This window comes from Variovorax paradoxus (assembly GCF_902712855.1).
GTDB classification, from domain to species: Bacteria; Pseudomonadota; Gammaproteobacteria; order Burkholderiales; family Burkholderiaceae_C; genus Variovorax; species Variovorax paradoxus_Q.
Window position 1 is genome coordinate 1,166,124 of the sequence record NZ_LR743507.1, and the last position, 19,126, is coordinate 1,185,249.

The 19,126-nt window shown below is 69.9% G+C and carries 16 protein-coding genes and 1 pseudogene; 5 read left to right on the forward strand and 12 right to left on the reverse strand.

The genetic code is table 11. The features are described 5' to 3' along the window. Nucleotide 1: 1 nt before the first annotated feature. Nucleotides 2–907: a hypothetical protein gene (locus AACL56_RS05395; protein ID WP_339088799.1), complete on the reverse strand. Its 906-nt coding sequence runs from the start codon at nucleotides 905–907 to the stop codon at nucleotides 2–4. 64 nt (nucleotides 908–971) lie between these two features. Then, the gene (locus AACL56_RS05400; RefSeq protein WP_339088800.1) at nucleotides 972–2,669 is read right to left on the reverse strand and encodes an FMN-binding glutamate synthase family protein; all 1,698 of its coding nucleotides are present in this window, start codon (nucleotides 2,667–2,669) and stop codon (nucleotides 972–974) included. A 110-nt stretch (nucleotides 2,670–2,779) separates the two neighbouring features. Here AACL56_RS05400 and AACL56_RS05405 point away from each other — a divergent pair. Both AACL56_RS05405 and AACL56_RS05410 read left to right on the forward strand, forming a co-directional pair. Continuing rightward, nucleotides 2,780–3,514, forward strand: a pseudogene (locus AACL56_RS05405) (UPF0149 family protein); the annotation flags it as partial. 264 nt (nucleotides 3,515–3,778) lie between these two features. After that, the gene (locus tag AACL56_RS05410; RefSeq protein ID WP_339092803.1) at nucleotides 3,779–5,020 is read left to right on the forward strand and encodes an MFS transporter; all 1,242 of its coding nucleotides are present in this window, start codon (nucleotides 3,779–3,781) and stop codon (nucleotides 5,018–5,020) included. 224 nt (nucleotides 5,021–5,244) lie between these two features. Here AACL56_RS05410 and AACL56_RS05415 read toward each other — a convergent pair whose 3' ends face one another. Genes AACL56_RS05415 through AACL56_RS05430 form a run of 4 tightly spaced genes read right to left on the reverse strand, consistent with a single transcriptional unit; the run spans nucleotide 5,245 to nucleotide 7,150 of the window. Beyond that, complete coding sequence (locus AACL56_RS05415; protein ID WP_339088801.1) at nucleotides 5,245–5,565, reverse strand: GNAT family N-acetyltransferase; 321 nt, start codon at nucleotides 5,563–5,565, stop codon at nucleotides 5,245–5,247. After that, on the reverse strand, nucleotides 5,562–6,056 hold the full coding sequence (locus AACL56_RS05420; protein ID WP_339088802.1) for a nuclear transport factor 2 family protein: 495 nt from the start codon (nucleotides 6,054–6,056) through the stop codon (nucleotides 5,562–5,564). Before AACL56_RS05420 ends, AACL56_RS05415 begins: the two co-directional genes overlap by 4 nt. Nucleotides 6,057–6,089: 33 nt before the next feature. Continuing rightward, nucleotides 6,090–6,632 carry a CinA family protein gene (locus AACL56_RS05425; protein ID WP_339088803.1) on the reverse strand — a complete coding sequence of 181 codons (543 nt, stop codon included), beginning with the start codon at nucleotides 6,630–6,632 and terminating at the stop codon, nucleotides 6,090–6,092. A 5-nt stretch (nucleotides 6,633–6,637) separates the two neighbouring features. Next, nucleotides 6,638–7,150, reverse strand: a complete 513-nt coding sequence (locus AACL56_RS05430) for a phosphatidylglycerophosphatase A (RefSeq protein WP_339088804.1) — start codon at nucleotides 7,148–7,150, stop codon at nucleotides 6,638–6,640. A 203-nt stretch (nucleotides 7,151–7,353) separates the two neighbouring features. On the opposite strand from AACL56_RS05430, the gene AACL56_RS05435 reads away from it, so the two are divergent. Continuing rightward, the gene (locus tag AACL56_RS05435; protein ID WP_339088805.1) at nucleotides 7,354–8,802 is read left to right on the forward strand and encodes an MFS transporter; all 1,449 of its coding nucleotides are present in this window, start codon (nucleotides 7,354–7,356) and stop codon (nucleotides 8,800–8,802) included. A gap of 10 nt (nucleotides 8,803–8,812) precedes the next feature. Here AACL56_RS05435 and AACL56_RS05440 read toward each other — a convergent pair whose 3' ends face one another. Further along, the gene (locus tag AACL56_RS05440; RefSeq protein WP_339088806.1) at nucleotides 8,813–10,522 is read right to left on the reverse strand and encodes an FAD-dependent oxidoreductase; all 1,710 of its coding nucleotides are present in this window, start codon (nucleotides 10,520–10,522) and stop codon (nucleotides 8,813–8,815) included. A gap of 37 nt (nucleotides 10,523–10,559) precedes the next feature. After that, complete coding sequence (locus tag AACL56_RS05445; RefSeq protein ID WP_339088807.1) at nucleotides 10,560–11,582, reverse strand: Bug family tripartite tricarboxylate transporter substrate binding protein; 1,023 nt, start codon at nucleotides 11,580–11,582, stop codon at nucleotides 10,560–10,562. Between the two features lie 102 nt (nucleotides 11,583–11,684). Between AACL56_RS05445 and AACL56_RS05450 the strand changes: the two genes are divergently transcribed. Beyond that, nucleotides 11,685–12,581: a LysR family transcriptional regulator gene (locus tag AACL56_RS05450; RefSeq protein WP_339088808.1), complete on the forward strand. Its 897-nt coding sequence runs from the start codon at nucleotides 11,685–11,687 to the stop codon at nucleotides 12,579–12,581. A gap of 36 nt (nucleotides 12,582–12,617) precedes the next feature. Continuing rightward, nucleotides 12,618–13,325 carry a DUF3053 domain-containing protein gene (locus AACL56_RS05455; RefSeq protein ID WP_339088809.1) on the forward strand — a complete coding sequence of 236 codons (708 nt, stop codon included), beginning with the start codon at nucleotides 12,618–12,620 and terminating at the stop codon, nucleotides 13,323–13,325. Nucleotides 13,326–13,549: 224 nt separating this feature from the next. Here AACL56_RS05455 and thiL read toward each other — a convergent pair whose 3' ends face one another. The 4 genes from thiL to AACL56_RS05475 all read right to left on the reverse strand — a co-directional run bounded on the left by thiL (nucleotide 13,550) and on the right by AACL56_RS05475 (nucleotide 19,086). Beyond that, nucleotides 13,550–14,506, reverse strand: coding sequence for a thiamine-phosphate kinase (thiL, locus tag AACL56_RS05460; RefSeq protein WP_339088810.1), 957 nt, complete (start codon nucleotides 14,504–14,506; stop codon nucleotides 13,550–13,552). A 133-nt stretch (nucleotides 14,507–14,639) separates the two neighbouring features. Further along, nucleotides 14,640–15,848 (reverse strand): YbdK family carboxylate-amine ligase, encoded by a 1,209-nt coding sequence (locus tag AACL56_RS05465; protein WP_339088811.1) that lies wholly within the window; start codon nucleotides 15,846–15,848, stop codon nucleotides 14,640–14,642. Then, complete coding sequence (locus tag AACL56_RS05470) at nucleotides 15,845–17,116, reverse strand: cation:proton antiporter (RefSeq protein WP_339088812.1); 1,272 nt, start codon at nucleotides 17,114–17,116, stop codon at nucleotides 15,845–15,847. The genes AACL56_RS05465 and AACL56_RS05470 overlap by 4 nt, the downstream gene beginning before the upstream one ends. Beyond that, a complete protein-coding gene (locus AACL56_RS05475) occupies nucleotides 17,113–19,086 on the reverse strand; it encodes a site-specific recombinase (RefSeq protein ID WP_339088813.1) in 1,974 nt (657 codons plus the stop codon). Before AACL56_RS05475 ends, AACL56_RS05470 begins: the two co-directional genes overlap by 4 nt. Nucleotides 19,087–19,126: the final 40 nt, after the last annotated feature.

Genomic DNA, 19,126 nt, shown 5'->3' on the forward strand with positions numbered 1-19,126 from the left:
TTCAGGCGGCCGGCGCCAGGTGCCAGCGCCCCAGCAGCCGCGCCACGGCGCGCACCCGCTGCGTGTCGCGCCCCCAGCGTCGGCTGGCCGGCAGCTTCTGCGCCCATTTCATGCGCCGTGCCGCGTTCTCGATGCGGTCGCGCACCTCGTCGCTCACGCCGCCCAGCGCGGCATGCCAGTGCTGCCCGGCGGCCTGCGGCGCGGCGGCCTCGAGCATCATGGCCGTGGAGTGCAGGTAGCTGAGCCAGTCGCGTGCCTGGCATTCGGCCAGCGTCATCACCTCGGCCGGGTCGTCCTCGAAATCGATGTAGCCGATCGTGCCGTCGGGGCACTGCACCAGGTTGCGGTCGAAGGCCTGGCTCAGGTGCTGGCCGCGCACATGCACGGCGGCAATGGCCGCAAGCCCTTCGCGCCATACCGAGAGCAGCGCCGCCGGCCCTGCGGCGGCGGCCTGGTCGAGCCGCTCCTGGAGCACCACGGTGGCACGGCCGCTTTCGCCAAGGTCCGAGATGAGCAGGCCGTCGGCCTGCTGCGCCAGCACGGCGGGCACGCGCAGGCCCGCGGCGGCCAGCTGCTTCAGCCGGCGCGCCTCGGTGGCAATTGCGGCCTCGCCGCCCGGGTTGGGCACGGGCTTGATGATGTCCAGCCGCACCATGCGCGCGACCGCCGCCATCACGCGGTAGCCCCACTTGCCGTGGCGCGGGCCGGCCTTCTTGAGCCACACGCGCTCGCTGCCGAAGCGGTGGCTGGCCACGTTCTTCTCCTGGCGCGGCAGCGTGGTGCGCAGGAACTCCGCGTAGTCGCCGGGTGCCGGCGTGCGCGCCAACGTGTCCAGGGGCGCGGGCGCCGAAGCTGCGCCCTTGCGCGATTGCAGGCGCCCGGAGGCGCCTCGTCTCAATGGGTTCATCAGGTCGGTACCTTCGCACTTCGTGCTGCGGTACAAGCTTTCTTGGGGCGGCCCGGCGCTGCGCTCATGCGGCCAATGCGAAGCCCGCCACCAGTCCCTGCGGACCTTGCGTGACGGGCTGGAAACTCTCTGCACTGGCCAGCGGCCAGTAGGTACGGAAGACATTGTGCTGCTCGTCGAGCGGGCCGAGCAAGGCGCCGGGCTGCACCTGCATCACCAGGTTGCTCAACAGGCGCACCTCGGTATCGGAAATGCGGCGCACGATGTGGTGCGCGGTGATCTGCTGTGGATGGTCGAGCCCGGCGGCCTGCACCAGCTCCTGCAGCGCGTGCAGTGTGCTGCGGTGGAAGTTGCGCACGCGGTCGGCCTTGGTGGGCACCACCAGCGCCTGCTGGCGCAGCGGGTCCTGCGTGGTCACGCCGGTGGGGCAGTGGCCGGTGTGGCAGCTCTGCGCCTGGATGCAGCCCAGCGCCATCATGAAGCCGCGCGCCGCGTTGCACCAGTCGGCGCCCAGCGCCATCATGCGGGCCACGTCGAAGGCGGTGATGACCTTGGCGGCGCAGCCGATCTTGATGCGGTGGCGCAGGTTGACGCCCACCAGCGTGTTGTGCACCAGCAGCAGGCCTTCCTGCAGCGGCGCGCCCACATGGTCGCTGAATTCGACCGGCGCCGCGCCGGTGCCGCCCTCGGCGCCGTCGACCACGATGAAGTCGGGTGTGATGCCCGTGGCCTGCATCGCCTTGACGATGCCGAACCACTCCCACGGATGGCCCAGGCAGAACTTGAAGCCGGTCGGCTTGCCGCCCGAGAGCTCGCGCAGCCTCGCGACGAAGTGCATCATCTCGGTCGGCGTGGAGAACGCGCTGTGCGACGAGGGCGAGATGCAGTCCACGCCCACCGGCACGCCGCGCGCCGCCGCGATCTCGGGCGTGACCTTGGGCGCGGGCAGCACGCCGCCGTGCCCCGGCTTGGCGCCCTGGCTCAGCTTGATCTCGATCATCTTCACCTGCGGGTCGCGCGCGTTGGCGGTGAAGCGCTCGGGGCTGAAGCTGCCGTCGTCGTTGCGGCAGCCGAAGTAGCCTGAGCCGATCTCCCAGATCAGGTCGCCGCCGTGCACGCGGTGGTGCTGCGAGATCGAGCCTTCGCCGGTGTCGTGCGCGAAGCCACCCATCTTGGCGCCCTGGTTGAGCGCGAGGATGGCGTTGGCCGACAGCGCGCCGAAGCTCATCGCCGAGATGTTGAACACGCTGGCGCTGTATGGCTGTGTACACACCTGTGCCGGATTCGCATCGGCCGGCTGCGGCGTGCCACCGATCACGATGCGGAAATCGTGGTTGGCGAGCTTCGTCGGCTGCATCGAGTGGTTGATCCACTCGTAACCCGCGATGGTCACGTTCAGCTGGGTGCCGAAGGGGCGGTTGTCGGGGTCGCCCTTGGCGCGCTGGTAGACCAGCGAGCGTTGCGCGCGCGAGAAGGGCGCGGCCTCGGAGTCGCTCTCGATGAAGTACTGCCGCATCTCGGGGCGGATGAACTCCAGCAGGAAGCGCAGGTGGCCGATGACCGGGTAGTTGCGCAGGATGGCGTGCCGCGCCTGCCGCAGGTCGTGCACGCCGGTACCTGAAAGTACCGCGAACACCACCAGGCCCACCCAGGCCAGCCACAGATGGGGCGACACGAGCACGAAGGCGAGGCAGGCCACCAGACCGGCCACGCACAAGGCGAAAGCGCTGTAGCGCGCCGGAAACGGAATAATCGTGGGCATAGAAATAGTGTCGACCGAAGCCTGCTGCATCATAGAGGGCTGCCCCGAACTTGCCATGACGAACTCCCCGACTCCCCAACAGCAGCCCCAGCGCCTCCCCACAGGACCAGCCGCTTGGCCCCGACGATTTCGACGCCCTCGACCAGGCCCTGGACGCCATGCGCGAGCATGACGAGGAAATTCCCCAATGGGAGTTCTGCGAAGGCTTCATGGCCGCGCTGATCTGCACCCGCCGTCCCATTCCGCCTTCCGAATACTGGCCCGTGCTGCTGGGCGACGGCTTCTCGGCGGCCCAGCACATGGAGTTCGTCTGGAACTGGAAGCGCCGCTGGCGCGAGATCGAGGAAGGCCTCGACGCCCCGGTCGAGACGCTCGACGACGAGCGCAGCTGGCAGCCCGAGGTGCTCGACACCCGCGGCGCCATCGCTTCCCTGCCGGAAGAAGAGCGTGCCGAGGTCGCCGGCGAGGAGATTCCCTCGTTCGCGCAGGTCTGGGCGCTGGGCTTCATGTACGCCGTCGAGAACTGGCCCGAGGAATGGGCCACGCCCCGCGACAAGGAAGCCGCCCAGATGCTCGACGACGCGCTCGACAACATCGTTGCGCTCACCGAGGACGACAAGGCCAAGCCCACGCTGTCGATGTACAGCGACGACGCGCCACCCAGCGTGAGCCAGCAGCGGCTCGACGACTTCGGCGCCGCCATCTGGGCCGTGTACGACCTGCGCCAGCTCTGGAAGAGCCTGGGCCCGAAGGTCGAGACGATCCGCAAGGAGGCCGAGCCCGGCCGCAACGACCCGTGCCCCTGCGGCAGCGGCAAGAAGTACAAGAAGTGCCACGGTGCTTGACTGGGCTCGCCCCCAGGATGCGCGCACTTCGTGTCGCTTCTCCTTCCCCCTACCGGGGGCAACACCTGCGGCCCGGCAAAGCCGGTTCCGCGGTGTTCCTGGCTCGCCCCCAGGCTGCGCGGCACTTCGTGTCCGCTTCTCCTTCCCCCTGCCGGGGGCAACACCAGCGGCCCGGCAAAGCCGGTTCCGCAGCGTTCCTGAATGAACTCGCTCCCAAGGCAAGGCGATGACGCGCAGCCACTGACGCTGCGCTCCGCCTGGGTGATGGTGCTGGCGCTGTGCGCCGGCGTCGCCCTCAGCCAGGCCTTCCGCACGGTCGGCGCCATCATGGCGAGTCCGCTGCAGAACGACTTCCATCTCTCCGCTCAAGCCCTCGGGATCTTCTCGGGGGCTTTTCACTTTGCGTTCGGGGCGATGCAGCTCTTCATGGGCATCGGCATCGACCTGCACGGCGTGCGCCGCACGGTGCTGGTGGCGTTTCCGATCGCCATCGCGGGCGCGCTGCTGTCGGCGGTGTCGTCGAGCTACCTCGTGCTGGTGGCCGGGCAGGCACTGATCGGCGTGGGCTGCGCGCCGGCCTTCCTGGTGTGCACGGTGTTCATCGCGCGGCATTTCCCGGCGGCGCGCTTCGCGACGGTGTCGGGCATGGTGCTGGCCATCGGCGGGCTGGGCATGCTGGTCACGGGCACGCCGCTGGCGTGGCTGGTGCAGGCGTATTCATGGCGCGCAGGCTTCCTGGTGCTCGCGGTGGCCGCGGCGCTGGCGTGGCTCGCCATCTGGCGCTGGGTGCACGAGCCCGCTTCGGCCGTGCCGCAGGTCAGGGAGTCGATTCCCGAGGCGATCCGCCAGTTCGGCGCGCTGTTCGCCATGCCGCACACGCTCGGCATCATCGTGCTCGGCGCGGTCACCTATGCGGCGTTCATCTCGCTGCGCGGCCTGTGGCTCGGGCCGCTGATGATGGAACGGCACGGCTACTCGCTGGTGCAGAGCGGCAACGTCGCGCTGGCGGTGTCGGTGATCTCGCTGTTCGGCGCACCGCTGTTCGGCCGCCTCGACCGCGACGGCGCTTCGCGGCGCCGCTGGATCGTGATCTGCGCGCTCGGCTACGCGGCGCTCTTCGCGCTCATCGCTGTGCTGCATTCGGCCTGGCTCGACATCGCCGGCATGCTGGCGATCGGGGTGCTCTCGGGCTTCATCGTGTGGCAATACGCCGACGTGCGCGGCGCCTACCCCGCCACGCTCACCGGCCGCGCGATGGCGGTGTTCACCATGGCCATGTTCCTCGGCGTCGCGCTCATGCAGTGGGGCACCGGCGTGGCCGCCTCCGTGGCCTCCGCGCACGGCAGCGATCCGCTCACCGCGGTGCTGGCCACCATCGCCGTGCTGCTCGTGGCGGGCATCGCTGCCTTCGCCTGGCTCCCCGCACCGAAGACGGCAGCCGCCCGATCAAGCAACGCCGAGGAACCGGTTGAGTTGGGCCACCGGCGTCCCACCGATAGCGACTAGGCGAAGCAACGCGAAGCCTCGGGGCGAGGCCGGAAACACCGAGGAACCGGCTTCGCCGGGCCTCCGGTGTTGCCCCCGGTAGGGGGAAGGAGAGCGACACGAAGTGCGCGGATCCTGGGGGCGAGTCCGGAAACACCGAGGAACCGGCTCTGCCGGGCCTCAGGTGTTGCCCCCGGTAGGGGAAGGAGCAGCGACACGAAGTGCGCAGATCCTGGGGGCGAGCTCTAGATCTTGAAGGCGCGCTGCACGTCGGCGCGCACGAGGTCCGCGTACTCGCGGTGCTTGCGGATGTAGCCGGCGATGAACTGGCACACCGGGATCACGTGCAGGCCCTTTGTGCGCGCGTCGTCGAGCACGTGCCGCGCAATGCCCGAGCCCACGCCCTTGCCTTCGTGCTCGGGCAGCACCTCGGTGTGCGTGAACATGATCGCGTCGGTCAGCAGGTTGTACTCGGCATAGGCTGCGAGCTTGCCGTCGAGCGCGGCTTCGTAGCGGTGCTGCGCTTCGTTGTTGGAAAAGGCGAGGGCGGTGTCGGGGTTGCTCATGGCTGGCGTGCAAGGTAGTTGGCGAGATTGGCTGCCGCGGTGGCGCGCACCTTCTTGCGAAGCATCGGCGTCCAGCCCATCAGCAGGCCCGGCGTGCCGAGCGCCTGGCGCGACCAGGTCCAGAAAGGAAAGCTGTCGCGGTGCGTCGCAATGAGCCCGTCGGGCGTGAAGGTGAAGCGCGCGTCGATGCTGTTGTCGACGATGCGGCCGGTGGAGCTGAAGCGGTAGTGCGCGTCCCAGTGGGCGCTGCCGGTGGTGCCGTCGGCCTTCACGTCGCGCCAGGTCAGGCGCCACACGTCCGCGCCCTTGGCCCTGGTCGCTTCCGACAGCATGCGCCACATGCCGCCGACTTCGCGGCGCCCGCGCAGCGAGAAGGCTTCGTCGTCGAAAACCGCGTCGGGTGCGTAGCAGGATTCCATGGTGGCGGCGTCGAGCTTCGCGAACGCGCTGTAGAAGCGCTCGATGGTCTGGGCGTTGGTGGCTGCTGTCATGAGGCCTCTGGGCTTGTGAAGAAACGGGGCGGGTCAGCGGCCGAGCAGTTCGACCAGCGTCTGCAGGGCATGGCGCACGGTGGCCGCGCGCACCGTGGCGCGGTCGCCGTCGAAGCGGCGGCGCTCGGTGCGCACGTCGCCATCGACCGACCAGCCGAACCACACCGTGCCCACCGGCTTCTCGGCCGTGCCGCCGGTCGGGCCGGCCACGCCGGTGACGGCCAGCGCCACGCGAGACGGGGGCGAATGCGCGATGGCGCCGGTGGCCATCGCGCGGGCCACCGGCTCGCTGACCGCGCCGTGGGCCGCGATGACGGCTGCGTCCACGCCCAGCAGCTCGGTCTTGGCCGCGTTCGAATAGGTGATGAAGCCGCGCTCGAACCACACGCTCGAGCCCGCGAGTTCGGTGCAGGCTGCGCCGATCAGCCCGCCCGTGCAGCTCTCGGCGGTGGACAGCATCCAGCCCTTCTTCTGCAGCAGGGCGGCCAGCGCGACGACGAGGTCGGGTGTGCCCAGGTCGGCCAGGGCAGCAGGGGAGGTGGGGGAGAGCGCGGGCATCGGGGAAAGGGTGTCCATCGTGTTCACCAGGCGCGCCACAGCGCGATCACGAGCAGCGTGCAGAAGGCGGCCACCAGGTCGTCGAGGATGATGCCGAAGCCGGCGTGCCACCAGCGCACCTGCGCCGCGTCGTGCTGCTTGAAGAGGCCGTCGGCCCAGGCCACCGGGCCGGGCTTGGCGGCGTCGAAGTAGCGGAACAGCCCGAAGGCGATGGCCTGGGCCAGCAGCCCGGCCGGCGTGACCAGCCAGAGCACGATCCAGAAGGCGACCACTTCGTCCCACACCACCGCACCGGGGTCTGCGACGTTCATGTCGCGCGCGGTCACGGTGCAGGCCCACCAGCCGATCGGCAGCGATGCAAGGACGATCCAGCCGATGGTGGCGGGCGTGAACCAAAGCTGCATCACCGCGAACGCGGCCCACGCCCACAGCGTGCCCACCGTGCCCGGCGCGACGCGCGGCAGGCCCGAGCCGAAGCCCAGCGCGATGAAGTGCGCCGGGTGGGAGAGCAGGAAGCCGAGCGTGGGGCGGCGCATCGAGGGGCGGAGCGCGGTGCCGGAATCAGCGGAGGCCATGGGCGAAGACGTGGAAGACGAAGCGGCTTGCATCAGGGGCGAGAGTGTCGCGCATTCTGCGGCCGACGCCCCCTGGCGATGGTTTTATTTATCAAAGCAATAACTTGTTTAATTGACGATCGAGGTCTAGCATCCAGGCCTTCTCCGGTTTCGTGCGTGCTGCCATGTCTTCCTCTTCCGCCACCCTTCAATCCCTTCCGCCCACTGCTGCGTGGAGCGAACTCTTCACCGGCCGCAATGGCTGGCGCGCGCTCGCACTGACCGGCGGTGTCGCGCTGCACGCCGTCAACGTGCACATCGTGACCACGGTGCTGCCGTCGGTGGTGCGCGAGATCGGCGGCCTCGACTGGTACGCCTGGAGCACGACGCTGTTCGTGGTCGGCTCGATCCTCGGCGCCACGCTGTCGGTGCGGTTGCTCGCGGTGCTCGGCCCGCGCGGCGCCTGCCTGGCCGCGCTGGCGGTGTTCGGCGCCGGCTCCGTCGGCTGCGCGGTGGCGTCGTCCATGCCCTGGATGCTCGCGGGCCGCACGGTGCAGGGGCTGGGCGGCGGCCTGCTCGCGGCGCTGAGCTACGGGCTGATCCAACTGGTGTTCGCGCAGCGGCTCTGGCCGCGCGCGGTGGCGCTGGTGTCCGGCATGTGGGGTGTCGCCACGCTCTGCGGACCGGCCGTGGGCGGCCTCTTCGCGCAGGCCGGGCACTGGCGCTGGGCCTTCTGGTTCCTGCTGCCGGTGGCTGCCGCGCAAGCGCTGCTGGTGCTTGTGCAGCTGCGGCCCTCGGCCGGCGTCACGCATGTGCGGCCGGCGGTCATGCCCAGCGTGCCGGCCGTGCAGATCGGCCTGCTCGCGTTGTCGGTGCTGGTGATCGCGGCCAGCGGCCTGTGGCCCGGCCTGCGCTGGCAGGCGGCCGGCGTGATGCTCGGACTGGCCATCGGCTTCGCCGCCACGCGCATCGACAGCCGCGCCACCGTGCGCGTGCTGCCGCGCGGCGCCTATTCGATGCGCACGCCGATGGGGGCCATCTACGCGAGCGTGGCGCTGCTGCTCATCGGCACCACCACCGAGATCTTCGTGCCTTACTTCCTGCAGGTGCTGCACGGCCATTCGCCGCTGGCGGCGGGCTACCTCACGGCCGCGATGGCGGGCGGCTGGAGCGTGGGGTCGCTGCTGTCGTCGGGACGCAGCGGCGCCGGCGCCGACCGCATGCTGCGCGCAGGCCCGGTGATCTGCACGCTGGGGCTCGCGCTGCTGGCCTGGCTGCTGCCGTCGCCGGGCGTGCTCGGCGACGCCGCCGAGACCCTGATGGTCGCCGTCGCGCTGGCCGCCGTGGGCCTCGGCGTGGGCATCGGATGGCCGCACCTGCTGACGCGCGTGATGGCGCTTGCGCCGAAGGGCGAGGAGGGGCTGGCCTCCGCGTCGATCACCACCGTGCAGCTCTACGGCATGGCCGTGGGCGCGGCGGTGGCGGGGCTGGTGGCGAATGCGGCCGGGCTCACGACGCCGGGCGGCCCGGCCGGCGCGCAGTCGGCCGCCGCATGGCTGTTCGCGAGCTTCGCGCTGGCACCGGCCGCTGCCGCGTGGCTCGCCCGCCGCGCCGCATCGGGACGCGGCGCATGAAGCCGCAGGCTCAGGCGATCACGCCTTCCCAGGCCAGTGCCCGCCGGCGCGCACGCAGCCGCGGGCCCTCGCCGCGCAGCAGGCCCACCAGGTCGTAGACCTCGGCCGGCAGGTGCGCGCCGCGCCATGCCACATGCTGGTCGGCACGGCACAGCACCAGGGCGTGGGTGTAGGCCTTGGGCACGTCCTCTGTCTCGATGTCGAGCACGGTGAGGGGCATGCTGTAGGCGGTCGCGGCGCGCTCGAGCGGCCGCACGTCCACGCTGCGGTCGAAACGCAGCAGCGTGTAGCCGGGGCCGAAGGCGTCGTAGAGCGAGCGGCCGTCCGCCAGCCAGAAGTGCGGCGCGCGGCAGCCCGGCACGGTCGACGGCGTGAACTCGCCCATCGAATAGGGCGGCGCCGTGTGTTCCCCGTCGGGCACGATGATCGGCGAGCCGCTGTAGAAGTAGCCGAAGTTCAGGCCGCCGCAGCAGAACTGCTGCACGTTGAGCTCGTAGGCCTCGCGCCCGATGTCGGCGCGCAGCGCGTCGCCGTCGGGCCCGGGCTCCTCGATGTTCGGCGGCACCGCGCGGCGCGCGCGGATCATCTTCTGCGCGTGGTCCATCGCGAACTTCGACACCTGCTCGGTGATCGGCTGCCGCTCGGCCTCGTAGGCGTCGAGGATGGCCTCGTCGCCCCAGCCCTGGACCACTGCGCCCAGCAGCCACGAGAGGTTGAGCGCGTCGGCAATGCCGGCGTTCATGCCGTAGCCTGCGTAGGGCACCCAGAGGTGCGCCGCGTCGCCCGCGAGGAACACGCGGCCCTCGCGGAAGCGGTTGGACACCAGGCGGCGGCCGACCCAGTCCTCCTTGCTGATGACCTCGTATTCGAAGTCGGCGCCCACGCCGAGGATGTGGCGCAGCGACTGGTCGCGGTCGACCGAGTCGAACTCGGGCTCCTCCGCGTTCAGGTGGTTGTGCACCAGCCAGGTCTCGTGCCCGTCGATGGCGAACATCGTGCCGCAGCGGCGCGGGTTCATCGCGTAGTACGACCACGCCGGCTTGCCCGGGATCATGGCGCGCAGCTTCGGCGCGCGGATGAAGGTCGACTGCACGCGCTGGATCACCGCCGTGCCCTCGAGCTTCGCGCCGATCTGCTTGCGCACCACCGAGCTGCCGCCGTCGCAGCCCACCATGTAGCGGCAACGGATGGTGCGCATCGTGCTGTCGTCCATGTTGCTCACCACCGCGCAGACGCCGTCGAAGTCCTGCGTGAAGGCCTCGAAGCGCGTGCGGTTGAGCAGCTGCACGCCCGGCAGCGCGGCAGTGTGCTTCAGCAGGATCGGCTCGAGATAGATCTGGTTGATGCGGTGTGGCGGCTCGGGCGTCGGCCACCACGCATCGGGGCCCTCGGTCTCGGTGTAGCGGTCGCGCCGGCACGGAATGGGGATGCGCGTGAGCTCCGTGCCGGTGACGCTGGTGCGGAACACCACGTCGTTCGGATGGTCGGCCGGCAGCCCCGCGTCGCGCAGCTTCTGCGCCACGCCCAGCCGGCGGAACTGCTCCATGGTGCGCGAGGCCACGTGGTTGCACTTGACGTTCGGCGGCTCGGCGAAGCGGCGCGTCTCGCAGATGACCACCGACACGCCGCGCGACGCGAGGTCCATGGCCAGGGTGAGGCCCACGGGGCCGGCGCCGACGATCATCACGTCGGCTTTCAGTGCTGCGGTGTTGTCGGGCATGTCGATGGGCGCAAGGGCAATGAACGGGCGGGTGCGGTCAGTCGAGACGGATGTGCGCCGCCTGGATCACCCTGGCCCACTTCTTCGTCTCGGACTGGATGTACGCCTCGAAGACATCCGCACTGGTCGGCGCGGGTTCGGCGCCGAGGTTGCGGACCGACGCCTTGATCTGCTCGTCGGCCAGTGCGGCGTTGATCTCTGCGTTGAGCCGCATCACGACGGGCGCGGGCGTGCCGGCCGGCGCCACCACGCCGAACCAGCCGGTGGAGTCGTAGCCCGGCAGGCCGGCCTCGGCCACCGTGGGCACGTCCGGCAGCATCGGCACGCGCTGCGCGCTCGTCACCGCGAAGGCCACCAGCTTGCCGGCCTTGATCTGCTGCAGCGAGGCCGGCAGGTCGACCAGCGCCAGCGGTATCTGCCCGGCCATCGCGTCGAGCGCGGCAGGGCCCGAGCCGCGGTAGGGCACCTCGACCAGCTTCACGTCGGCCATCTGCGCGAACAGCGCCGCCGACAGGTGCATGGCCGTGCCGTTGCCGCCGTGGCCGATCGACAGAGAACCCGGCTTCGCCTTGGCCAGCGCGATCAGCTCGCGCTGCGTGCGCGCGGCGATCGACGGATGCCCCACGATCACGAAGGGAATGGCCGCGACCATGCCCACGGGCTTGAAGTCCTTCACCGGGTCGAAAGGCATCTGCGGGTAGAGGCTCACGTTCGCGGTGAGCGCGCCGGCCGCGCCAAGACCCAGCGAGTAGCCGTCCGGCGGCGACTTGGCCACCAGCGAGAGGCCCACGTTGCCACCGGCTCCGGGCTTGTTGTCGATCACTACCGGCTGGCCCAGCTTCTCGTTGAGCCGCGGCACCATCAGGCGCAGCACCGCGTCCGCGCTGCCGCCCGGCGGGAAGGTCACGACGATGCGGATCGGCCTGTTTGGGAAGTCCGCGGCCGACGCCGGCGCCGCGGGCACCTGCGCGAAAGCCGTGCGGCCCAGCAGCGCGCCGGCGGCAGCGAGCGTCAGCTGCCGGCGGCGTGCGTTCGTCCCGCCGGCCAGGGGTGCGGTCATCGCGGCTCCTTGCGTTGTTGTGTTCGGTTCTGCCGCCGGATTGAACGCTTGCGCCATTCATTCGTAAATCAAGAAATTTCGAATGAAATATCATCTTTCCTGATGAATGCGAACTTCAGTCCTACGATACGCCAGCTGCGTGCATTCCTCGCCGTCTACCAGCTGAAGAAGCTCAGCGCGGCGGCGCAGAAGCTGTTCGTCACGCAGTCGGCGGTGAGCATGCTGATCCGCCAGCTCGAGGAAGGGCTCGAGACGCGCCTGTTCGACCGCACCACGCGTTCGCTGAAGGCCACTGCCGCAGGCGAGCAGATGATGGTGACGGTCGAGCGCATCCTGCGCGACGTCGATTCGCTGTCCGCCGACTTCCGCGAACTCGCCACGCTGGAGCGCGGCCGCGTCACGCTGGCCATCACGCCGACGCTCGCGGGTTTCCTGCTGCCCGAGGCGGTGCGCGCGTTCACCGCGCAGCATCCCGGCGTGCGCATCCTGGTGAACGACTGCGCGCCCGACCAGTTCATCGCGCGCATCCTCGGCGAGCATGTCGACTTCGGCATCGGCACGCCGGAGCGGCCTGGCGCCGAGGTGGAGGTGCAGCGGCTCATGCGCGACCACCTCGCGCTGGTCTGCCGTGACGACCATCCCCTGGCCGGTGCCCGCGTGGTGCGCTGGAGCGACCTCGCACACCACCCGCTCATCACCGTGCGACCGGGCTACGGCGTGCGCCCGCTCATCGACGGCACCGCGGCCGAGGCGGGCGTGGCGCTCGACGTGGTGAACGAGGTGTCGTTCCTGTCCACCGCCATCTGGATGACCGCGGCCGGCATGGGCGCGTCGATCATGCCGTCGGCCTTCGCGCGGGCCGAGGCCGACCCGTCGCTGGTCATCAAGATGCTGAGCTCGCCGCGCGTGGCGCGCGACATTTCTATCGTCACCAAGCGCGGCCATTCGCTCTCGGCCGCGGCGCGCGCCTTCATCGAGGCACTGAAGCGCTCCCTATAATTTTTCGCTCAACATACAACAGGGAGCTGCGGCACCATGAGAACCTTCATTCAACGTCTCGGCGCCGTGGCCCTCCTCGCTGTCTTCAGCTTCGCGCTGGCGGGCTGCGGCAACAAGGAAGCCGAGCAGCGCAAGGCCTTCATTTCGTTCCTGCAGACCCGCGTGATCGACAAGCCCGGCCTGCGCGTGCCAACACCCACGGCCGAGGAGAAGGCCTCGTTCGGCGACTACGCGCAGCACTACGCGGTGATCACCGATTTCAACGAAGGCATGAACCAATCGGTGAGCCAGCCCATGACGCAGATCATGGCCAAGGGTGCACTGCGTTCCATCGCCGACCTGTCTTCGCGCCGCGACGACCTCAAGGCCGCGAAGGACGGCATGGGCGGCCTGCGCACCGCGCTCGACCAGCAGACCGCCAAGGCCGACGCCGCGCACGCGCAGCTCAAGCAGCCCGACGACCTGAAGCAGGTCTACGACAAGGCCTACGACAAGACCGTGACCGCGCCGGCCAGCACCTTCAAGGAAGTGTTCCCCGCGCTCGACAGCGTGTTCGACAGCGCGCTGGCCATCGGCGATTTTCTCGAGAAGAACAAGTCGAAGATCCAGATCTCGGGCAGCAGCGTGAGCGTGACCGACCCCGCGGTGCAGGCCGAGCTCAACAAGATGCTGCAGCAGCTGAACAGCCAGTCGGCTGCCATCAATGCCGCGCAGCGCAAGCTGCAGTCGATGGTGCGCGGGTAGCTGAACTCGCCCCCAGGCTTCGCGGCACTTCGTGTCCGCTTCTCCTTCCCCCTACCGGGGGCAACACCAGAGGCCCGGCAGAGCCGGTTCCTCGGTGTTTCTGGCTCGCCCCCAGGATGCGCGCACTTCGTGTCGCTTTCCCTCCCATTGCCAGCGGCACCAGCAGGCTGGCGGGACTCCTTGGGCTTATGGATGGGGCGGGCCTGCGCGAGGGGCGCGGCTTCTCAGAGGAAGTGGTCGAACGAGCCGAAGCGTTGTGACACGGGGGCACCGGCGGCGTCGACGATGCGCAGGCCGGCATCAGGCTCGATGCGGCCGATGCGTGTGACGCGCGTGGCGCTGCGCGATGCGGCTTCCTCGACCGCGTCGCGCGACGAGGCGGGAGCGGTGAAGACCAGTTCGTAGTCGTCGCCGCCCGAGAGCGCGCAGGTGCGCAGGATCTCGGTGCTCAGCCCGGGTGCCTCGGCGGCGATCAGGGTTGCGGCTGCGTCGGCGTCGAGCGTGGCGCCCACGCGGCTCGACGCGAGGATGTGGCCCAGGTCGCCGATCAGTCCGTCGCTCACGTCCACGGCCGACGTGGCAATGCCGCGCAGCGCCTGCCCGAGCGCAACGCGGGGCGTGGGCTGCTCCATGCGGGCGCGCGCCGACTCGAAGGCCTCGGCCGGGAGCGCGATCGTTCCGCGAAACACCTCGAGCGCCAGCCGCGCGTCGCCCAGCGTGCCGCTCACCCAGATGTCGTCGCCCGCGCGTGCGCCGGAGCGCAGCAGCGCCGCGCCGGCCGGCACTTCGCCGAAGACGGTGATGCAGATGTTGAGCGGACCGCGCGTGGTGTCGCCGCCCACCAGTTCGCAACCATGCGCATCGGCCAGTGCGAACAGTCCGCGCGAGAAGCCTTCGAACCAGTGCTCGTCGACGCCCGGCAACGCGAGTGCGAGCGTGAAGGCCAACGGCTTGGCGCCGCACGCGGCGAGGTCGCTGAGGTTCACCGCCAGCGCCTTGTGGCCTAGCCGCGCCGGCTCGACGGTCGAGAGAAAGTGCCGGCCCTCCACGAGCATGTCGGAAGACACGGCGAGCTGCATGCCCGGTGCGGGCGCGAGCAGTGCGCAGTCGTCGCCCACGCCGAGCGGGGAGCGCGTGGCGGGGCGCTTGAAATAGCGTGTGATCAGGTCGAATTCACCCATGGGGGTGGAGCATAAGGGGTGCCGTCTCTCTCCTCCCTTCCGGGGAGGGCGGGGTGGGGGCAAGCGGCGTATCCATTGGGCGCTCTGCCTGCCCCCATCCCAACCTTCCCCGAAGGGGAAGGAGCCGAAACCGTCAGGCCGCGCCGCGGAACCTCAACGCCGCCTGCCGCACCACTTCCGCCAGCAGCCGTTCCTTGCCCTGCTTCTCGCGCAGCCAGCGCGCGTCGTTGCGGTTGGCTTCGACGCTGGTGCGCAGTTCGCCCAGCGCCTGCGTGGCGTTGAGCGCCTCGCTGTGCCATTCGAGCTGGGTCATGGTCATCAGGATGTGGTCGCGCAGCGGCATGTGCTGGCCGGTGGCGGGGTCGACGTACACCGCGTCGAGCCCGAAGCGGCAGGCCTGGAAGCGGTTGTAGGTGTAGACGAGGTAGTCGTCCTCGCTCGGCTCGAAGGGCTGCTCCTGCAGGAACCATGCGGCCAGCGACTGCACGTAGCCCGCGAGCGCGGCGGCGCGCTCCACGGTGAGCGGCGTGTCGAACACGCGGATCTCGATGGTGCCGAACTCGGGCTTGGGGCGGATGTCCCAGTAGAAGTCCTTCATGCTGCGCACGACGCCGGTGCGGGTCATGCGCTCGAAGTAGGCCTCGAACTCCTTCCAGCTGGTGGTGAAGGGCGCGCGGCCCGACAGGGGGAAGGCGAACACCGAGTTCAGCCGCGCCGAGTCGAACTGCGTGTCCTGCCCCTGCACGAAGGGCGAGGACGCCGACAGCGCGATGAAGTGCGGGATGTAGCGCGACATGCGGTGCAGCATGAGCAGCGCCGCATCGGCATCGGGACAGCCGATGTGCACATGCTGGCCGAAGATCGTGAACTGCTTGCTCAGGTAGCCGTACAGCTCCGACAGCTCGCGAAAGCGCGGCTTGTCGTAGATGCGCCGCTCGTGCCATTGCTGGAAGGCGTGCGTGCCGCCGCCGACCACGGCGATGTTGAGCTTGTCGGCATTGCGGATCAGTGCCTCGCGGATCGGCGAGAGCTGCGTGATCACGTCCTGCGCCGAATGGCAGATGTCGGTCGAGATCTCGATCATGCTCGAGGTCATCTCGGGCACAACGCTGCCGGGCAGCGGGGTCTGGGCCATCAGGCGCAGCATGTCCTCGGCGTAGGGGGCCAGGTCGTAGTCGTGCGTGTTGACCAGCTGCAGCTCCAGCTCCACGCCCAGCGACAGCGCCTCCGACTTGTTGAAGGGCTCGAGCTTGACGGTGCGGCTTTCCGGATCGGTCGGCAACGGGGCCGAGCGGACGTCGTCGCTGTCCGGATCAAAGGGGGGTGTGGCTGCGGTGCTCATCGCTGCGTGTCCTCGGTGGTGCTGAATGCCTGGGGCGCCCAGGGCACCGAACTCTCGCCGACCGCGTGGATGGCCACCGTGGCAAGCACCGCGCCCACCACTTCCATCAGCAGGATGGAGGGCAGCGCGACCTGCGTGATCATGGTGCCCAGCAGCGGCGAGGCGGTGGCGAAATTGGAGGCGATGAGCAGCGCGATCGACGACAGCGGCGACATCGCGCAGCCGACCCAGAAGGCCTGCTTCCAGCTGGCGCCGCTGCCCGGATTGGCAATGGCCACGCCCGCGATCTTGGTGACCAGGCGCACGCCGATCACCGCCAGCACCACGCTGGCGACGGGCAAGGTCCAGTCGGCCTGCGCCGCCACGATCGACACCAGCACGAACATCAGCATGGTCAGCAGCGAGGCCGCGGTGCCCAGTTGGCGCTGCCAGGCCCACGGCTTGGGATTGAGCGTCTTGAGCAGCACGCCGCCGATGAGCGCGGCCAGCGGCGCCGAGCCGCCCACGTGCGCGGTGAGCGCGGCGCCCGCCGCGATGATGGCCAGCAGCAGGATGGAGGTGTTCTCGCTGGTCGGGCTCATCACCCGCAGCGCCGACCGCAGGGCCAGCGCCATGATCGCGCCCACCACGAAGGACAGGCCCAGCACCACCGCCACGGGGTAGAGCTTCTGCAGCATCGTCTGCGGCGCACGCTCGATCAGCCCGGCCTGCGCATAACCCAGCGCCAGCGCATAGAAGGTGTTGAGCGTGGCCAGCGTCATCGCGCGCTCGGTGACTGGGCCGGCGGCGCGGGTGTCGATGATCACGCGGCTCAGCACCGCGGGCGAGGCGACGATCGCCATCAGCGCGATCGGGTTGGCCACCGGCTCGGGCAGGCCCAGCAGCGTCAATATCCAGTACACGCCGAAGTAGGTGAGCGTGGCCTCCACCAGGCTCTGCACCAGCACCATCGGGTTGTGGCGGAACCAGCGCAGCGGCAGCCGGCCGCCGGCCTCGAACAGCACCACCGCCACCCCCAGTTCCAGCAGGAAGAGGCTGATGCCGCGCAGCGGCCAGATCGCGCCCTCGAAGCCGGCGAAGCCGACCACCGCACCCACCAGCGAATAGCCGATGACCTTGGGCAGGCCCAGGTAGCGTTGGACGAGATGGCCGGAGGCCGCCGCCGCGGCCAGCAGCAGCGACCACAGCACGGTGGGCAGGCCGGCCGAAGGGCGCACCCATTCGGACCAGAAGCCCAGCAGATCGTTGAAGAAGCTCGTCAGGTTCATGCAGGTAGGAAGAAGCTCACCGGCCGGCTGCGCCAGCGGGCCCAGATCGCGCTGCGGATGCGTGCGCGGTCGCCGAGGCTCACGCTGTGCGCGCGCAGCGCCAGCCGAAAAGCGAAATAGAAACTCACGCCCACATTGAGCGCGCCGATGACCGGGATGGCCGCCACCGCCCACCACAGCGCGGGATGCTCCAGCACCGCCAGGCCCGTGGAGGCCGCGGCCGCGGCGATCTGCCCGGCCGACAGTGTCACGTGCCGTACATCCAGCCCGAGCCCGAAGAAACCCGCGAATGCGGGCAGCAGTCCGAGCATGAGTCCGAGCGAAATGTTGGAGGCGAAGCCTGAGATGTGCGTGCGCATGAAGTCCGCCCAACGACGGGCCCGGGCGGCGCCCAGAAATGCGCCGATGCGGGGGTTGTAACGCATCGCGGAGTCCAGCCGATGCAGGACAAAGGCGTTTTCTGTCCAGCCGGCGACGATGCTGGCCGAAAACAGCAGGATGCCGGTGATTGCCGCGAAAAGCGCGGTCGGGCCGGCGAGCGACAGCGATTTCAGCGTGGCCGCGGCGTTGGCCGCGTCGAGCAGCGGCCGTCCGAGCGCCAGCTGCACCAGCAGCGCCACGCCCAGCATCGCCGGCACCACCACGAGCACGTTGCCCAGCACCGCAGCCACCTGCGAGCGCACGAGGTTCGCGACCTCGTCGACGAAGGCGCCCACCGCGGCGTCCGACTTGATGTCGCGCAGCCGCGCCGCCAAAGCCGGCGCCGTCATGGCCGGCTGCTTGGTGGCCAGCGTCAGGTGCAGCAGCTGGATCGCCACGAAGCTGGCGGCGTACATCAGGCCCGAAGCCAGTCCGCTCCAGAACGCCGAGAGGCCCAGCGCATAGATGCTGAACTTCAGCAGCACGGTGATCGAGGTCAGCGCGCCGCCGCCCGCGGCCTTCTTCACCATCTGCGCGTAGCTGGCGCGGTCGCGGGTGATGTAGTGCTCGCCGGTCTCGGCGCTGCGCTCGGTCACCTTGGCCGCCAGCATCGACGAGTTGGATGCGACCAGCGCGCGAATGCTGTTGCGCTCGCCGCCGGCCAGCACCAGCCGGCCGACCAGCCGCGCCACGCTCGGCCCCGGCTGCGGCGCCATCACGCAGTCGAGCAGTTCGCGGATGCGCAGCACGCGCTCGCGCAACTGGCGCAGCCGGAACACCAGGCCCACCGAGATGCCGTTGTCCTCCAGGTGGGTATAGACCGACGAGGCTACCGCGCGGCAGGCGTCGAGCCGGTCGCGGAAGGCAATGAAGGCCGCCTGCAGCGCCTCTTCGTCGCACGGCTGCGCCAACACCTGCTCGCGGAGGTGGTCCAGGTCGGCCATCAGCGCATGGAAGGGCCGTGCAGCGCCGAGTTCGGCGCTCATGCGCAGGCGCAGCTCGGGCGAGAAGCCGGCCGCCACGACCTGGCTGGCGCAGTAGGTCACTGCGTCCATCACCGTGTGGCGCCAGCGCGGCACGCCGTCGTCGTCGATGGCCGCGCCGGCCAGCAGCGCACCGATGCGCGAGAGCTGTGTTTCGTCGAGCAGCGCGATCCAGCGGGCGTCGAACACGCCAGGCAGCACCATGCGGAACAGGTCCGACGCGTCGGTGGTCTCCGGCGTGCCCGGCAGGATCTTGCGGCGCAGGCGTTCGCCCAGCTCGCTGGCGAAGGCCGTGCGCGGCGCGAAGCCGTAGTCGGCCAGCAGCGTCGTCAGGTCGACCGACTGCGTGAACACGCGCCACCAGGCGCGCATCCGTTCGCGCAGCTCGGGGCGCGCCTCGATGGCGTCGAGCAGCAGCTGCACGCGGCCCATCGCCGCTTGCGGCGAGGCACGGTCGCCGCGCAGCCAGTCGAAGAGATCGATGAGCCAGATGTGGCGCTGCGCCACATCGGCGGTCGGGTCGAGGCCGGCAAGCAGCCCCTGCAGGTCGCGCGAAGCGGCAGCCATGGGAGTCGGGGGTTCAGCGATTCGATGGAAGAGACACCGC

Excerpts from the sequence above, each read along its gene's own strand:
- AACL56_RS05450 (WP_339088808.1), top strand. The coding sequence starts at position 11,685 with ATGAATGCGAACTTCAGTCCTACGATACGCCAGCTGCGTGCATTCCTC.
- AACL56_RS05455 (WP_339088809.1), top strand. The coding sequence starts at position 12,618 with ATGAGAACCTTCATTCAACGTCTCGGCGCCGTGGCCCTCCTCGCTGTC.
- AACL56_RS05440 (WP_339088806.1), bottom strand. The coding sequence starts at position 10,522 with ATGCCCGACAACACCGCAGCACTGAAAGCCGACGTGATGATCGTCGGC.
- AACL56_RS05420 (WP_339088802.1), bottom strand. The coding sequence starts at position 6,056 with ATGACAGCAGCCACCAACGCCCAGACCATCGAGCGCTTCTACAGCGCG.
- AACL56_RS05470 (WP_339088812.1), bottom strand. The coding sequence starts at position 17,116 with ATGAACCTGACGAGCTTCTTCAACGATCTGCTGGGCTTCTGGTCCGAA.
- thiL (WP_339088810.1), bottom strand. The coding sequence starts at position 14,506 with ATGGGTGAATTCGACCTGATCACACGCTATTTCAAGCGCCCCGCCACG.
- AACL56_RS05435 (WP_339088805.1), top strand. The coding sequence starts at position 7,354 with ATGTCTTCCTCTTCCGCCACCCTTCAATCCCTTCCGCCCACTGCTGCG.
- AACL56_RS05400 (WP_339088800.1), bottom strand. The coding sequence starts at position 2,669 with ATGCCCACGATTATTCCGTTTCCGGCGCGCTACAGCGCTTTCGCCTTG.
- AACL56_RS05415 (WP_339088801.1), bottom strand. The coding sequence starts at position 5,565 with ATGAGCAACCCCGACACCGCCCTCGCCTTTTCCAACAACGAAGCGCAG.
- AACL56_RS05410 (WP_339092803.1), top strand. The coding sequence starts at position 3,779 with ATGGTGCTGGCGCTGTGCGCCGGCGTCGCCCTCAGCCAGGCCTTCCGC.
- AACL56_RS05395 (WP_339088799.1), bottom strand. The coding sequence starts at position 907 with ATGAACCCATTGAGACGAGGCGCCTCCGGGCGCCTGCAATCGCGCAAG.
- AACL56_RS05425 (WP_339088803.1), bottom strand. The coding sequence starts at position 6,632 with ATGGACACCCTTTCCCCGATGCCCGCGCTCTCCCCCACCTCCCCTGCT.
- AACL56_RS05465 (WP_339088811.1), bottom strand. The coding sequence starts at position 15,848 with ATGAGCACCGCAGCCACACCCCCCTTTGATCCGGACAGCGACGACGTC.
- AACL56_RS05430 (WP_339088804.1), bottom strand. The coding sequence starts at position 7,150 with ATGCGCCGCCCCACGCTCGGCTTCCTGCTCTCCCACCCGGCGCACTTC.
- AACL56_RS05445 (WP_339088807.1), bottom strand. The coding sequence starts at position 11,582 with ATGACCGCACCCCTGGCCGGCGGGACGAACGCACGCCGCCGGCAGCTG.
- AACL56_RS05475 (WP_339088813.1), bottom strand. The coding sequence starts at position 19,086 with ATGGCTGCCGCTTCGCGCGACCTGCAGGGGCTGCTTGCCGGCCTCGAC.